The organism is Paraburkholderia lebeckiae, from assembly GCF_050436225.1.
Taxonomy (GTDB): Bacteria; Pseudomonadota; Gammaproteobacteria; order Burkholderiales; family Burkholderiaceae; genus Paraburkholderia; species Paraburkholderia tuberum.
In genome coordinates this window covers 2,904,926-2,919,505 of the sequence record NZ_JBNDLU010000002.1, presented here as the reverse complement: position 1 = coordinate 2,919,505, position 14,580 = coordinate 2,904,926, and the positions used below count along the sequence as shown (strand labels likewise).

Below are 14,580 nucleotides of genomic sequence, written 5' to 3'. Positions count from 1 at the left end.
CGCCTGCTAGCATGCGGGGCGCTCGCGGTCTATCGCAGAAAAGTCCGTCGCACGAAGGGCGTGGAAGCAAACGGGGCGCGTCGGCATCGCGGCCAGACGAAAGTGCCGCGATCACAACGACAAAACACGACGCAATAGACGTCGATACCCGGAACTGCCTGCATCACGTATGGTCGAACGCGCTCAGTTGGTGCTGAGCGGATCGCGTGTCCTAAACGGTGTGGCGTCGTCGGGAGAGGAAAACTACATGAACAAGGCTATCGAAGTCGCGCTTTTTCTGCATCTGCTCGGGGTGGCGGTGTGGGTCGGCGGTATGGTGTTCGCGCATTTCTGCCTGCGTCCTGCGCTCGGCGATCTGTCGCCGCAATTGCGCCTGCCGCTGTGGGAGTCGGTATTTGGCCGCTTCTTCAACTGGGTCGGGGTGTCGGTGCTCGTGATCCTGATCAGCGGCGGCTTCCTGCTGATGCAATTCGGCGGCGGTCATGCTAGCTGGCCGCTGCATGCGATGGCCGGTCTCGGCATCGTGATGATGCTGATCTTCGGGCATATCCGCTTCGCCGTGTATCCGCGCGTTCGCCGCGCGGTGCAGGCGCAGAAGTGGCCCGATGGCGCGCAGGCGGTCGGTACGGTCCGCCGTCTCGTGCTGATCAATCTCGTGCTGGGCGTCGTGACGATCGGCGTCGCTGTGCTGTCGCGCGGGTTCTGATCGCCGGATCGCCGGATCGCCGGATCGCCGGACCGCCGGACCGCCGGATCGCCGGATCGCCAACGGCGCAACGGGCTTCGTGCGGCCCGCGACGCATCACGTCGTGGCGCCGTACGCGAGCCACAAACCGCACGCCACCGCCACCGTTCCGTACACGGCATACACCGGTACCTTCAGCTTCGCGAAGCACATCGCGGAGAACGTCGCGGTCAGCAGATAGATCGGCTCCAGCGGTACGTGCACGGCAATGCGCAGTACCGCGACCGCGAGAAACGCGGTCGTGACCGCGCGCAGAATCCTCATGCCGTGCTCGAAGCGCGGGTTCACCTTCAACTGATGCAGATGCCGCTGCGCGAGCACGACGAGGCAGCCTGACGGCACGAATAGCGCGAGCGTCGCGATCAGCGCGCCGAGCCAGCCATCGACGAGATAGCCGAAGAACGGCACAACGTTCAGCAAGGGTCCAGGGGACAACGGCGACAGCGTAAACGCAAGCGTGAAGTCGTTATCGGACACGCCGACCGCCGGCGTGACGAACAGCGTCTTCAGCACCGGCAACGCCGAGAAGCCACCGCCGAACAGCGTCATGCCGGCGCCCGCGAGGCGCGGCCACAGCAGCGCGAGGTCATAGCGATGCGGCAGCGGCAGCGCAAACAGCACGAGCAGCACGCCGAGCGCGGCCAGCAGCCGATAGTCGCCGCGCTGGAGCGACACGGCGAGTCGCGAGTCGCGTTCCGGACTCGCGAACCAGCCGGCGCCGAAGGCCGCGCCGAGCATCACCACATACGCCGCGGCGCTGTGCGCATAGAGCAGCGCGATGCTGCCGAGCAGCGCCGCCGTCCATTCGAGCTTGCCGCGCACGAGCGCGCGGGTTTGCTTGTACCAACTGACCGCGATCAGCGTCGCGAGCACGACGCTGAAGTGATGCAGCAGGGTTTGCGACGCGATCGTGTGCACGATGGGCGTGCGATAAAAGATTGCGAACAGCGTCATCAGCGTGAAGAAGGGCAGGACGCTCGCCACACCGGCGACCCATGCGCCCGCGCGTCCGCGCAGCGCGTGGCCGAGCTGCACGGCGACGTTGCAGCCGACGGGTCCCGGCACCATCCACGCGAGCGCAATCAGGTCCGAGAACGCGACGCGTGAGAGCCGCCCCTCGCGTTCCACGTAATGATGCTCGAGCTGCGCCATCAACGCGAGACCGCCCCACGACAGCGCCGACAGGCCGCACACGACCCGGAACAGCGTCCATAGCGGTTCCCGTTGCCCGCGGCGGGCAGCCTCATCGCTCGTGATGGTCTGCATCGGCGCTGCGCGGGCCCCGCCGTGCGGGCGCCCGTCCTTTAATTGTTGCTGGATAGGCTGCTTGTGCTGTCGGCTTCGTGCGCGACGCGGCGGCCGCTGACGCTGTTCATGCCGCATACCCCGAAGCGTTCGAGCAGTGCCGGGATCGCCTCAACCGGCACCGGCCGCGAGAACAGGAAGCCCTGTGCCTCGATATGGCCGAGCGCGGCCAGCCACGCAATCTGCTCTTCAGTCTCCGTGCCTTCGACCACGACCGCGAGCCCGAGCGAGCGCGCGAGATTGACGATCGCGGTGACCATCACGCAGACGCTGCGGTCCCCCGGAATCGCCTGGACGAACGAGCGGTCCACCTTCAGCGTATCGACGGCAAAGCGGTTGAGATAGGACAGCGAAGAGTAGCCGGTGCCGAAATCGTCGAGCGCGATGCGTACGCCGAGACGCTTCAACGCGAAGATTTTTTCGGAGACCACGTCCGGAAATTCCATCATCGTCGTTTCGGTGATTTCGAGTTCGAGGCGACGGGCGGAGATGCCGGTTTCCTCGATCGCGCGCGAGACCGTTTCGAGCAGGTCGCCGCGCCAGAACTGCACCGCCGAAATGTTCACCGCGAGCGATAGCGTGTCGTAGCCCTGCCGCTGCCATTGCGCGAGCTGACGGCATGCGGTCTCGATCACGAAGTCGCCGATCGGCACGATCAGGCCGGTCGACTCGGCCACGGGGATGAACTCGTTGGCCGGGATCTGTCCGTGCTGCGGATGGTTCCAGCGCACGAGCGCTTCGAAGCCGGTGATGCAGCGGCGCGTCAGATCGATCTTCGGCTGATAGGCGAGGAACAGTTGCCCCTCGGCCAGCGCGACGCGCAACTGCTGCTCCCACTTCATCAGATGGTCCGCGCGATGCGACAGATGCGGCGAATAGAACTGGTAGCAGTTCTTGCCGGCGTCCTTCGCGCTGTACATCGCGAGGTCGGCTTTCTTCAGCAGATCGATCTCGCTTTCGTTGGCGACCGAGTACAGCGCGATGCCAATGCTCGCATGCAGCACGAACGCGCTGCCGCGCACCTCGAACGGCTTCGAGAACGCTTCGCCGGCGGCCTCGGCGAGCGCGACCGCGCGCTTTTCGACATCGTCTCCCTTGATCATGACGACGAACTCGTCCCCGCCGATGCGGCTCAGCGCGCCGTCGTCGCCGACCGCGGTGGCGAGGCGCGAGGCTGTCATCTGCAGCACGATGTCGCCGGCGTTGTGGCCGAGCGTGTCGTTGACGGTCTTGAAGTTGTCGAGGTCGATAAAAAGAATCGCGAGGCGGCCCAGGTTGAACGGCTGCGCGACGTCATGGCGCAGCGCCTGCAGCGTCGCGTAGCGATTGCGCAGGCCGGTCAACAGATCGTATTCGACGAGGTGCGTCATCTCCCGCTCGCGGCCTAGCAGTTTTCCTATCAGGCCGGTCGCGACCGCGAAGAAGCTGAGCATCGCGAGCGAGATGAAGCCCGCCATCAACAGATAGACGTTGCGCGTGTGGTTGTAATCGGCGAATTCTTCGTCCTGCGAAAGACCGACGAGCACGCCGAGCGGATAGCCGTCGATGTGCCGGTACGACACGATGCGCGTCACGTTGTCGATCGAATCGACGTAGGTGCCCGACACGTGCTCCGAGGTCGGATACATGCCGCTCGCGGTGAACGTGCTGCTCGTCCTGCTGGCGTTGCCGGTGCGGCGCGCGAGCACGGTGCCGTTGTCCGAGATCACCGCGATCACGCCTTCGCGGCCGATCGCCGCGTTGTTGTAGAAGTCCGACGTAAAGTAGCTCGGGTCTTCGGAGACCACGACGACGCCCGCGAACGAGCCGTCCGGATGATTGAGACGCCGCGTCATCTGCAGCGTCCAGTGACCCGATACGCGGCCGAGCACGGGCTTGCTGATGTACAGCTGGTCGTCGTTTTCGTGCTCGTGGACCTTGAAGTGCTCGCGGTCCGACAAGTCGATGTGAGCGGGGTTGAGTTCGGTCGTATTGGCGATCAGTCTGCCGTGTTCGTCGATTATCGACACCTGCACGAGCGTTTCGCTTTGCACGACGCCTTTTTCGACCGTGCTCGCGAGATCGAAATGATCGGGCGTCTTTTCGAATTCGTACTTGACGAAGCGCGTGATCTGATCGACCTGGTGAATCGCCTTGACGGTGTGCTGTTCGAGCGCGGCTGAAAGTATTGCGGAAGACGCCATCGCCTCGCGGTACGTCGCGTCCCTTTCTACCGACAGCCGCGCGAAGATCACGGTCCACAGCAGGATCAGTACGAGTACCCCGAGCGCGGGAATGACGAGCAACGCGCGCCGGCGCGTGACCAATGGATCGCGTCGCGGCCTGGCCTCGCGCGGCTCGGAGAAGCGGGACTGAGTCATCGCGCGGGCCTTGGCTGGGTGCGGGCCGCTTGCAAACGCATGGGCATCGACTGCGCGAAATAGATGGATGGCTGCATGGTGACCAAGATGCCAAAGCTGCTGCGCAGGAGGAGAGGGCGTGGCGCCGCGCCCGGACCGTCCACAGGTCATCGGATAGAGTTCGCTATATACGTCTCGATATTACTGAATGCCACTGGATTAAGGAAGCTTCCGGGCATGGGGTATACGCTCGCGCGGCGAGCGCCTAGGTGCGGCTGTTCACGTGGCCTGCATCGCCGGTCTTACGACGCGACAGGTCCGTGATTTGTCGAAGACCTCATCGGCAACGGTGCCTGCCACTCGGCAGTTTCTGGCAGGGCTTTTGCAATCCGGCCACGATGAATTCGGAGAACCAGGTATGGCGACGCAATCGCGCCGCGGCTTTTTGTGGTGTGAAGCGGCGACATGTGGCGTGTCGCCGTGGCGTGCGCGCGAAGCCGCAGCTCGCTTACGCGAGCCGGCACGTGCCCTCGACGATCGTCACCGAGGGTCCGCCGATCCAGATCTTGCCGCGTGCATCGTCGTAGTGGACCGACACCTCGCCCGCGCGCCCGAGCGCGGTACCCTGACGCGCCGTGTAGCGCGCGGCGGGACGACGGTGCTGCAGGTTCAGCAGACCCGCGAGCGCGGCATTGGCGCTGCCCGTGACCGGGTCTTCGCCGACACCGAAGCCGCCGCCCGCCATCAGGCAACGGACCTCGAATGTCGCGGGGCCGTCGGCGTCGTGCGGTCCATACACGGCGACGCCGAGCGTGTCGACCGAATGCACGAGCTCGGCGAGCGCCGCCGCGTCGGGTTCGAGCGCGAGGCAGGCGCGTGCCGAATCGACCCGCACGACGAGCCACGGCGCACCGTTGTCGACCGCGCACGGCGGCGCGCTGAAGTCGATCGCCTGACTACGTAAAGCCGTAGACAGCGCTTCGTAATGATGCTCGGCGAGTGGTGCCACGCGCGCGGGCGGCGCGGCGAATGCCCATGCGCCGTGCATGTTGTCGGCGCCGTCGAGCGCTTCGAGTTCGACGAGACCCACGCCGCATTGCTGGATCAGCTTGCCGCCCTGCTTCGGCTGGTAGCCGCTTTCGCGCAAAGCATGCGCGGTGCCCAAGGTCGGATGACCCGCGAACGGCAACTCGCCCCCCGTCGTGAAGATGCGCACGCGATAGTCGGCGGCCGCGTCGGTCGGCTTCAGCAGAAACGTGGTTTCGGACAGATTGGTCCAGCGCGCGATGGCCTGCATTTCCGAGGTATCGAGCGCGTCGGCATCGAATACGACGGCAAGCGGATTCCCCTTGAACGGTGTCGACGTAAACACGTCGACCTGTTTGAAACGAACGGTGTGAGCGGACATCGACGGGCCCCGGGGCAATGGACGTTGAGGGAGTTCGCGGATTCTATCCGGCTACGCGGCGGCGATCCACCGTCGCCATAAAACAGAAACGCGCCGCCGGTGCGTGACACCGGACGGCGCGCCTGAATCGCAATGCGGCGTGAGTCGTATGCGCATCTCACGCGACACCGCATGCTTGGTTACATCGCGTCGATGCTATTGGACCTCGGCGATCAGCTCGATCTCGACGCACGCGCCGAGCGGAATCTGCGCGACGCCGAACGCCGAGCGCGCGTGCTTGCCGCGCTCGCCGAACACGTCGGCGATCAGCTCGGACGCGCCGTTGGTGACCAGATGCTGCTCGGTGAACTCGAGTGTCGAGTTGACGAGGCTCATCAGCTTGACGATGCGCGTGACGCGGTTCAGGTCGCCGACGTGCGCATGCAACGTGGCGAGCAGATCGATCGCGATCGAGCGCGCGGCGGCCTTGCCTTCCTCGGTGGAGAGCGTCGCACCGAGCTTGCCGACCCATACCTTGCCGTCCTTCTTCGCGATGTGGCCCGACAGGTACACCGTGTTGCCGCTTTGCGCGCTCATCACATAGGCCGCTGCCGGCGCACCCGCCGCCGGCAATTCGATGCCGAGTTCCTTGAGCTTGTCGTACACATTCGATTGAGCCATGTCGTGTCCTCGTTTCGGTGAGATTGCATGAATGCCGGCGAAGTCCGCACGCAACGCGCGTGCAAGCTTCGCCCCGATGGCAGTGCGGCTAACGCCGTTCAGATTTTCGCGCGCACGAGTGCGGCGAGACGCGCCACGCCTTCGTCGATTTTAGCCGGTGGCACCGTGACGAACGACAGACGCAGCGTGTTGTGCTGGGCTTCGTTCGCGAAGAACGGAGCGCCCGGTACGAACGCGACGTTCTGCGCAACCGCTTCCGCGAGCAGCTTCATGCTGTCGATTCCCGCTGGCAGATTGACCCAGATGAACATGCCGCCTTCCGGACGGTTCCAGCTGACGCCTTCGGGCATATAGCGCTCGAGCGCGGTGAGCATCGCGTCGCATTGGTTGCGATACAGCTCGCGGATCGTCGGCACGTGCGTGTCGAGGAAGCCGTCCTTGACCACTTCGTGCACGATGCGCTGCGTGAAGCTCGGCGTATGCAGGTCGGTGGCCTGCTTGGCCTGCACGAGTTTGAAGATCAGCTCCTCGGGCGCGATGATGAAGCCGACCCGCAGACCCGGCGCGAGCACCTTCGAGAACGAGCCGAGATAGACGATGTGATCGGGCGCCATCGACAACATCGTCGGCAGCGGTTCGCCCGCGTAGTCGAGCGCGCCGTAGGGATCGTCCTCGATCACGGGGAACGGCGCGGTCTTCGCGAACTCGGCGAGCGCGCGGCGGCGTTCGACCGGCAGACGGCGACCCGTCGGATTCTGGAAATTCGGCTGCGCGTACAGCAGACGCGCGCCATTGGTCAGTTCCGGCTTCAGGCCGTCGGGGACCAGGCCCTGCTCGTCGGTCGGCACCTGCACGTAGTGCGGCTCGTACATCGAGAACGATTGCAGCGCGCCGAGGTAGGTCGGCGTTTCGACCAGCACCGGGCTACCGACGCAGACGAGCACCTTGCCGAGCAGGTCGAGCGCCTGTTGCGAGCCGGTCGTGATCAGCACCTGCGACGCGCGGATCTGCGCGCCGTTGGTCGAGTGGCGTTGCGCGACCCATTCGCGCAGCGGCAGATAACCTTCGGTCGCGCTGTACTGCAGCGCCGCGGCGGGCGTGTCGCGCAGGATGCGGTCGGACGCCTCGCGCATGCGCTCGGCCGGGAAGGTGGCAGGCGAGGGCAGGCCGCCGGCGAAGGAGATGACTTCGGGCCGTTCCGTGACCTTCAGGATCTCGCGGATCGCGGAGCTCGTGAGCTTGCGCGCGCGTTCGGACAATTGCCACGTCGGGGCTTTCAGGTCGCTTTGGTCCATGATCTCCTCTGGTATTTCTGGAACCGGTCAAAATCTCGATTATCGCGCGACTGGCCAACCATTGCCGTTGGGGTTGCCCAATCACGCGCTGCTTATCCGAGGGTTCGCGGACCCTCGGGTGTTTCGAATTCGGCGACGAGCGCCGCGGCGCCGTCGGTCGGCTGTACGTCGAGCAGGTGCGCGGCGCCGAGCCAGCGCAGTTGCTCGCTAATCAGCTCTGGCCGCGGATGCACGGCTTTCAACGCTTTCAGCGCGAGGTTCGTCGGCGCCAGCGACTGCGACGGATGCCGCGTCGAGTCCCACTGGATCAGCGAGGGCAGCACGCCGTCGCCGGCGCCTTGCCACGCGGGGAACGACCCGTCGTCGGGCACCGTCAGGCCCCACGTGAAATCGCCGCGCGTCATCGGCACGACCGGCGCGATGCGCTGCGGATACTGCGCTTGCCACGTCGCCAGATGCTTCGGCCGCTCGACGCGCGCGACCCAATGCGACAGATACGGCCCGTTTTCCAGTCGCGCCTGCGTCGCCGGGTCGTCGAGCGCGAACAGGCGCGGGCGCGGCGCGGTGCCATCGGTTGCGTCGGCCGCGGCGCGCGGATCGATGGCGATCACTTCCAGGTAGACGCCGCCCCACAGGCCGAGCAGGCGATTGTGGGTCCGCATCAGCGGATGCGCGCCACCGCCGGCCGGCGCGACGCCGAGCGTATCGGCGACGTACTGGACGCCTTCGTCCAGCGTGCGCGCGGAAACGACGAGGTGATCGAGACTGAGCGATTGGGCTGTCAGGGTTGTCATGGCGGATCGATGGAAAACGCTGTTCTGCGCAAGGGCCAGTTGCGCGGCACGCTTGAGGGCAGCGCTGCCGGGGCCGTAAGCATAACCGTTTGCCGGATCGGCGGGCCATACGTATGGATTTACATGGTGTCACCAGCCTCGCTGGATTCAAATGTAACGGCCGTGACCTGCACAGTAACGGTACAATCGGCGCGATACTGTTCGGTACAGTTGGAGTCCGTCATGTCCGTCCCGCTTACCCAGATTCCTGCCCCGCACGACACAGCGTCGCTGACGCTGGTCGAACAGCTCGTCCAATGGGCGCAGCGCCGCATCGAGGAGCGCGTGTTCCGCCCCGGCATGCGCATGCCGTCGATCCGCAAGCTCGCGCTCGACAAGGGCGTGTCGCGCTTCACGGTGGTCGAAGCGTACGAGCGGCTCGTCGCGCAGGGTTTTCTGGAGTCGCGGCGGGGGTCCGGCTTCTATGTGCGCGAGCGCCAGGGCGGCGCGGCGACGGTCTCCGAGCTGCGCCCGCGCGCCGAGCCGCTGCCCGCGCCGGCCAATATCGACGTCGTCTGGCTGCTGCGCAACATGCTGCACACCGGCGCGCGGCCCGAGCGCAGTCCGGGCCTCGGCTATCTGCCGGCCCGCTGGCTCGACGGCGACCTGATCACCAACGCGCTGCGCACGCTCGGCCGGCAAAGCGGCATGCAGATGCTCGGCATCGGCACCGCGCAAGGTTTCCTGCCGCTGCGTCAGCAGTTGCAGACGCGGCTCGAGGAGCTGGAGATCGGCGCGTCGCCCGAGCAGATCGTGATGGTGTCGGGCATCACCCAGGCGATCGACCTCATTTCGCGCATCTACGTGAAGCCGGGCGATGCGGTGATCGTCGGCGATCCGGCGTGGTTCCAGATGTTCGGCTGCTTCGCGTCGCAGGGCGCGCGGCTCGTCGGCATGCCGTACAGGCCGGACGGCCCCGATCTCGACGCGCTCGAAGCGCTGGTCCAGGAATGGCGCCCCAAAATGCTGGTGATCAACTCGGTGCTGCAGAACCCGACCGGCACCTCGCTGAGCGCCGCGCAGGCGTTCCGAATCCTGCGGCTTGCCGAGGCGTACGACTTCATCGTCGTCGAGGACGACATCTACGGCGACCTGTGCCCGCCCAGCTACGCGGGTACGCGGCTCGCGAGCCTCGACCAGCTAAAGCGCGTGATCTACCTTGGCAGTTTCTCGAAGACGCTTGCGCCGAATCTGCGCGTCGGTTTCATCGCATGCGCGGCAGAGGTCGCGATGGTGGTCGCCAATCAGAAGATGCTGGTCGGCATGACGAGCCCGGAGTTGAACGAGCGCGTGATCTACAAGATCCTGACCGAGGGCCACTACCGGCGGCACGTCGAGCGCATTCGCGCACGGCTCGACGGCGTGCGCGAGAAGGCCGTGCGGATGATCGAGAAGACCGGCATGAAGCTGTTCCTGACGCCGACGGCCGGGATGTTCCTGTGGGCCGACACCGGCGTGGACGCAGGCGGGCTCGCCGCGGCCGGGCACGAAGCCGGCTATCTGCTGACGCCGGGCGGGCTGTTTTCGCCGCAGCAGTCGCCGAGCACGTGGATGCGCTTCAATATCGCCAATTGCGGCGATCCTGAATTACCGGCGTTCCTAAGCCGTTATCTCGACGGCGTCGCGCGTCGCGCCTCTTGAAACCGCGCCGGAGCGTCCCCATTTGCGCGGACGATCCGGCGGTCCGGCGCTCCGGCACGGCGGGCCCGAACCGCGGTTTGGAATCCGCTTCGGCCGCCGCTCATCCCCCATTCGCAACAGAGAGGAAGTCCGACCATGGCACAAGAAACCATGAGCTTTCAGGCAGAAGTGAAGCAACTTCTGCAACTGATGATCCATTCGCTGTACAGCAACAAGGAAATCTTTCTGCGCGAGCTGATTTCGAACGCGTCCGACGCGGCCGACAAGCTGCGCTTCGAGGCGATCGAAAACAGCGCGCTGTACGAGAACGATTCGAACCTGCGAATTCGCGTGTCGTACGACAAGGCCGCGCGCACCGTCACGATCGACGACAACGGCATCGGCATGAGCCGCGACGAGACGATCGCGCACCTCGGCACGATCGCGCGTTCGGGCACCAAGGAATTCTTCGGCAAGCTGTCGGGCGACCAGCAGAAGGACGCGGCGCTGATCGGCCAGTTTGGCGTGGGCTTCTATTCGGGCTTCATCGTCGCGGACAAGATCACCGTCGAGACGCGCCGCGCCGGTTTGCCGGCCTCCGAAGGCGTGCGGTGGGAAAGCGCGGGCGAAGGCGATTTCGCGGTCGAGACGATCGAGCGCGCCGCGCGCGGCACGACCATCACGCTGCATCTGCGTGCCGATGAGGACGAACTGCTGTCGTCGTATCGGCTGAAGTCGATCATCCAGAAGTACTCGGACCACGTCGCGCTGCCGATCCTGATGAAGAAGGAAGAGTGGGACGCGGAAAAGAGCGAGATGGTCACGAAGGACGAGGACGAGACCGTCAACCAGGCGAGCGCGCTGTGGACCCGTTCGAAGAACGACATCACCGACGATCAGTACAAGCAGTTCTACCAGCACATCTCGCACGATCATCAAGATCCGCTGACGTGGACGCACAACCGCGTCGAAGGCCGCAGCGAATACACGCAACTGCTGTACGTGCCGGCGCACGCGCCGTTCGACCTGTGGAACCGCGAGCAGCGCGGCGGCCTGAAGCTGTACGTGAAGCGCGTGTTCATCATGGACGACGCCGAGCAATTGCTGCCCACGTACCTGCGCTTCGTGAAGGGTGTGGTCGATTCGGCCGATCTGCCGCTCAACGTGTCGCGCGAAATCCTGCAGGAAAGCCGCGACGTGAAGGCGATCCGCGAAGGCGTGACCAAGCGCGCGCTGTCGATGCTGGAAGAACTGGCCAACGCGGACAACGACGCCGATAAGGAAAAGTACGCCGGCTTCTGGAAGGAATTCGGCCAGGTGCTGAAGGAGGGCATCGGCGAGGACTTCGCCAATCGCGAGCGCGTCGCGAAGCTCGTGCGCTTTGCGACGACGCATACGGGCACGGCCGAGCAGACCGTGTCGCTGGCCGACTACGTCGCTCGCATGAAGCCCGAGCAGACGAAGATCTATTACGTGACCGCCGACACGTGGCAGGCCGCGTCGAACAGCCCGCATCTCGAAGTGTTCCGCAAGAAGGGCGTCGAGGTGCTGTTGCTGACCGATCGCGTCGATGAATGGATGCTGTCGTTCCTCAACGAATTCGACGGCAAGCCGCTGCAAAGCGTTGCGCGCGGCGACCTCGATCTCGGCGCGCTGAACGACGAGGAAAAAGAGGCGCAGGAGAAGATCGGCGAAGCGTTCAAGCCGCTCGTCGAGAAGATGAAGGAAGCGTTGAAGGACAAGGCGAAGGACGTGCGTCTGACGTTCCGCCTGACCGACTCGCCGTCGTGCCTCGTTGCCGATGACGGCGAAATGAGCGGCTACCTGCAGCGCATGCTGAAGGCCGCGGGCCAGCAGGCGCCCGAGTTCCATCCGATTCTCGAAGTGAATCCGGAGCACGCCCTCGTGAAGGGCCTGCATGCCGATAGCGCGAATTTCGACGACTGGTGCCATCTGCTGTTCGATCAGGCACTGCTCGCCGAAGGCGGCGCGCTGGAAGATCCGGCGAGCTTCGTGAAGCGGACCAATGCGTTGTTGCTGTCGCGCGCGGGTTGAGCGTGAGCCGAAAGCGTTGATGTCGTTGCTGGATTGACGCCCGGTAGTTGAGAAATGCGCTGCTTCGGCAGCGCATTTTTTTTGCCTTCTGGTTTGCGTCGGCTCCCTGGCTGAAGGAGGGCGCATGATCGCCGCGGTCGTCGCCGCGAAAAATTGCCCTCGGAGCACGCCGCTATAATCCGACACCATGCCTATCCGTTTCGATCCCACCGGCGCCCACTGGCGCGTCGCGCCTTTGGCCACTTTCAGCGCCGCCCAGAAAGACTGGCTGACCCGCGGCGGTTCACTGACCGCGCACCTGCGCGCGCTCGGCGCGGTCGCGGTGCGCGTGACTCGCGAAGCCGTCGCGCTGCCGTGGCCCGACGAAGCCGCCGCGCTTGGACTCGCGCCGCGCGCGCCGGTGTGGGTGCGCGAAGTGGTGCTGTCGGTCGATGACGTGCCGTTCGTCGCCGCGCATAGCGTGACGCCGCGTGCCGCGAGCGTCGGCGTCTGGCAGGCGACGCGCCGGCTGCGCACCCGGCCGCTCGCGGAGTTGCTGTATAGCGATAGCAGCGTCGCGCGTTCGTCGCTGGTGAGCCGCAGGGTGGGGCAGCGGCATCCGTTGTATCGGTTGGCCGCGCATGAAATCGACGGCGGCGATCGGCATGCGCCGCATGCGCTGGTGGCGCGTCGCTCGGTATTCGAGCGGCATGGCGCGCCTTTGATGGTGACCGAATGCATGTTGCCGGCACTGTGGGAGCATTTGCGTGCGTTGGACGCGGCCGCTCGCGCGCACGCTGCCGCGTCAGGCACCGGTGCGGCGCATATCGCGCACGCGCGGGTGCGCGAGCACGGTCGTCCGCTCGATCACACCGCGTCGCGTGCGCACAGCGTGCCGCGCAGCGCCGACGAGCGGAGCCGCTGATGTCGTTCAAGCGTTGCTTTGCGCCTGTCGTCGATGCTGATACGCGGGTCTTGATCCTCGGTAGCTTGCCGGGCGAGGTGTCGTTGGCTCACGGCCAATACTACGCACACCCGCAGAACAAATTCTGGTTACTGGTCGGTGAAGCGATAGAACGGGATCTGGTCGGTATGGCCTATTCGACGCGTCTTGAGACGTTGCTCGAACACCATATCGGACTGTGGGATGTCGTTGCCGAGGCTCGTCGAGCAGGAAGCCTGGATAGCCGGATTCGCGACCATGCCAGCAACGATCTGATTGCTCTCATCGATACGCTGCCGAAACTGGCTACCATCGCGTTCAACGGGGGGACGGCGGCCAAAATCGGGATGAAAGCGTTGGGCGAGCTGGCAGAGCAATATCGGCTTGTCCGTTTGCCATCGAGCAGTCCCGCCCATGCCTCGGTTTCATACGCTCAAAAGCTCGACATATGGCGACGGCTAACCTGCGTCTGATCGACCGACAGGATGCCATTCGCGGTCATAGATCGAGTGCAAGAAACCGTGTGCCTTCGACTGGATTCTCGTAGTAGGGCGCGGTTTCGACGAACCCTAACCGCTCGTAGATGCGCTGTGCAAAACCGGTTTGCGGAACCGTGTCGAGAACCAGCGTCGAGAATCCCAATGTCTTCGCTTTCCCGATCACCGATGTGACCAGCGTTTCGCCAAGCGACAAGCCTCTGAATGCTTCACGAACATAGAGCCGTTTGATTTCCGCAGTGTCTGCCGTATGACGAAGCAGCCCCGCGCAACCGGCGAGCTCGCCGCCGGCGTCGGCGACGAAGAACATGCCGGATGGCAGCGTATAAACGTGTTCGAACGCGTCCATTTCTGCATCGAATCCACGGTACGACAGATCCATATCCAGCCAGCGGACATACTCGCGGATCACGGCGACGAGGTTGTGCGTGTCGGCGGGAAAAACGGCTTCGCGAACGATCGGCCGCGGCGTTTGCATGGCGGCTCTCAGATCCATACGTCGTTTTCGGCGGTTCTTTCGTTGGTCGTATCGCCGGTATTGACGACGCCGCGCGGTTCGATGAGCAGCAGCTTCACCTCTGACTCGGCATACGGCTTGTGCTCGACTCCCCTTGGTACCACCGCCATTTCTCCGGGAAACAGTTCGATCGAGCGGTCGCGGAAGTCGATGCGCAACCGGCCTGCGAGGACGATGAACGTCTCGTCGGTATCGGCATGCCGATGCCAGACGAAATCGCCGGCTATCTTTACGACCTTGAACTGATAGTCATTCATTTCAGCCACGACGCGCGGCTGCCAGTGGTCGTCGATCTGACTGATCTTGTCGAGCAGATTGATGGTCTTGTATTGGCCGCGTTGCTCGGGTGTCGGCTCGGAATCGCTGTGCATGGTGGCTCCATTC

At 64.7% G+C, this 14,580-nt stretch carries 13 protein-coding genes; 5 read left to right on the top strand and 8 right to left on the bottom strand.

Going from position 1 to position 14,580, the window contains the following annotated elements; genetic code table 11:
* Positions 1-247 precede the first annotated feature (247 nt).
* Positions 248-706: a CopD family protein gene (locus OKW45_RS28070; RefSeq protein ID WP_429472370.1), complete on the top strand. Its 459-nt coding sequence runs from the start codon at positions 248-250 to the stop codon at positions 704-706.
* 96 nt (positions 707-802) lie between these two features.
* Here the strand turns inward: OKW45_RS28070 and OKW45_RS28065 are convergent, their stop codons facing one another.
* The 6 genes from OKW45_RS28065 to OKW45_RS28040 all read right to left on the bottom strand — a co-directional run bounded on the left by OKW45_RS28065 (position 803) and on the right by OKW45_RS28040 (position 8,537).
* On the bottom strand, positions 803-2,011 hold the full coding sequence (locus tag OKW45_RS28065) for a chromate transporter (RefSeq protein WP_429472368.1): 1,209 nt from the start codon (positions 2,009-2,011) through the stop codon (positions 803-805).
* A gap of 38 nt (positions 2,012-2,049) precedes the next feature.
* The gene (locus OKW45_RS28060; RefSeq protein ID WP_429472366.1) at positions 2,050-4,410 is read right to left on the bottom strand and encodes a bifunctional diguanylate cyclase/phosphodiesterase; all 2,361 of its coding nucleotides are present in this window, start codon (positions 4,408-4,410) and stop codon (positions 2,050-2,052) included.
* A 487-nt stretch (positions 4,411-4,897) separates the two neighbouring features.
* Positions 4,898-5,797, bottom strand: a complete 900-nt coding sequence (locus OKW45_RS28055; protein ID WP_429472364.1) for a PhzF family phenazine biosynthesis protein — start codon at positions 5,795-5,797, stop codon at positions 4,898-4,900.
* Between the two features lie 195 nt (positions 5,798-5,992).
* Positions 5,993-6,457, bottom strand: a complete 465-nt coding sequence (locus OKW45_RS28050; RefSeq protein ID WP_018419865.1) for a RidA family protein — start codon at positions 6,455-6,457, stop codon at positions 5,993-5,995.
* A 98-nt stretch (positions 6,458-6,555) separates the two neighbouring features.
* Positions 6,556-7,752, bottom strand: coding sequence for an aminotransferase-like domain-containing protein (locus OKW45_RS28045; RefSeq protein ID WP_429472362.1), 1,197 nt, complete (start codon positions 7,750-7,752; stop codon positions 6,556-6,558).
* A 92-nt stretch (positions 7,753-7,844) separates the two neighbouring features.
* On the bottom strand, positions 7,845-8,537 hold the full coding sequence (locus OKW45_RS28040; protein ID WP_429473376.1) for a VOC family protein: 693 nt from the start codon (positions 8,535-8,537) through the stop codon (positions 7,845-7,847).
* A gap of 231 nt (positions 8,538-8,768) precedes the next feature.
* Between OKW45_RS28040 and OKW45_RS28035 the strand changes: the two genes are divergently transcribed.
* The 4 genes from OKW45_RS28035 (at position 8,769) to OKW45_RS28020 (ending at position 13,655) form a co-directional block, all read left to right on the top strand.
* Positions 8,769-10,226 carry an aminotransferase-like domain-containing protein gene (locus OKW45_RS28035; protein WP_429472360.1) on the top strand — a complete coding sequence of 486 codons (1,458 nt, stop codon included), beginning with the start codon at positions 8,769-8,771 and terminating at the stop codon, positions 10,224-10,226.
* 135 nt (positions 10,227-10,361) lie between these two features.
* Entirely contained in the window at positions 10,362-12,260 is a 1,899-nt protein-coding gene (gene htpG / locus OKW45_RS28030; protein ID WP_429472358.1) for a molecular chaperone HtpG, read from the top strand.
* A 187-nt stretch (positions 12,261-12,447) separates the two neighbouring features.
* Positions 12,448-13,164, top strand: coding sequence for a chorismate--pyruvate lyase family protein (locus tag OKW45_RS28025; RefSeq protein ID WP_018419870.1), 717 nt, complete (start codon positions 12,448-12,450; stop codon positions 13,162-13,164).
* Complete coding sequence (locus OKW45_RS28020; protein WP_429472356.1) at positions 13,164-13,655, top strand: DNA-deoxyinosine glycosylase; 492 nt, start codon at positions 13,164-13,166, stop codon at positions 13,653-13,655. Before OKW45_RS28025 ends, OKW45_RS28020 begins: the two co-directional genes overlap by 1 nt.
* A gap of 25 nt (positions 13,656-13,680) precedes the next feature.
* On the opposite strand, the gene OKW45_RS28015 is transcribed toward OKW45_RS28020, so the two are convergent.
* The gene (locus tag OKW45_RS28015; RefSeq protein WP_018419872.1) at positions 13,681-14,175 is read right to left on the bottom strand and encodes a GNAT family N-acetyltransferase; all 495 of its coding nucleotides are present in this window, start codon (positions 14,173-14,175) and stop codon (positions 13,681-13,683) included.
* Positions 14,166-14,567 carry a cupin domain-containing protein gene (locus OKW45_RS28010; RefSeq protein WP_429472354.1) on the bottom strand — a complete coding sequence of 134 codons (402 nt, stop codon included), beginning with the start codon at positions 14,565-14,567 and terminating at the stop codon, positions 14,166-14,168. Before OKW45_RS28010 ends, OKW45_RS28015 begins: the two co-directional genes overlap by 10 nt.
* Between the last annotated feature and the right edge of the window lie 13 nt (positions 14,568-14,580).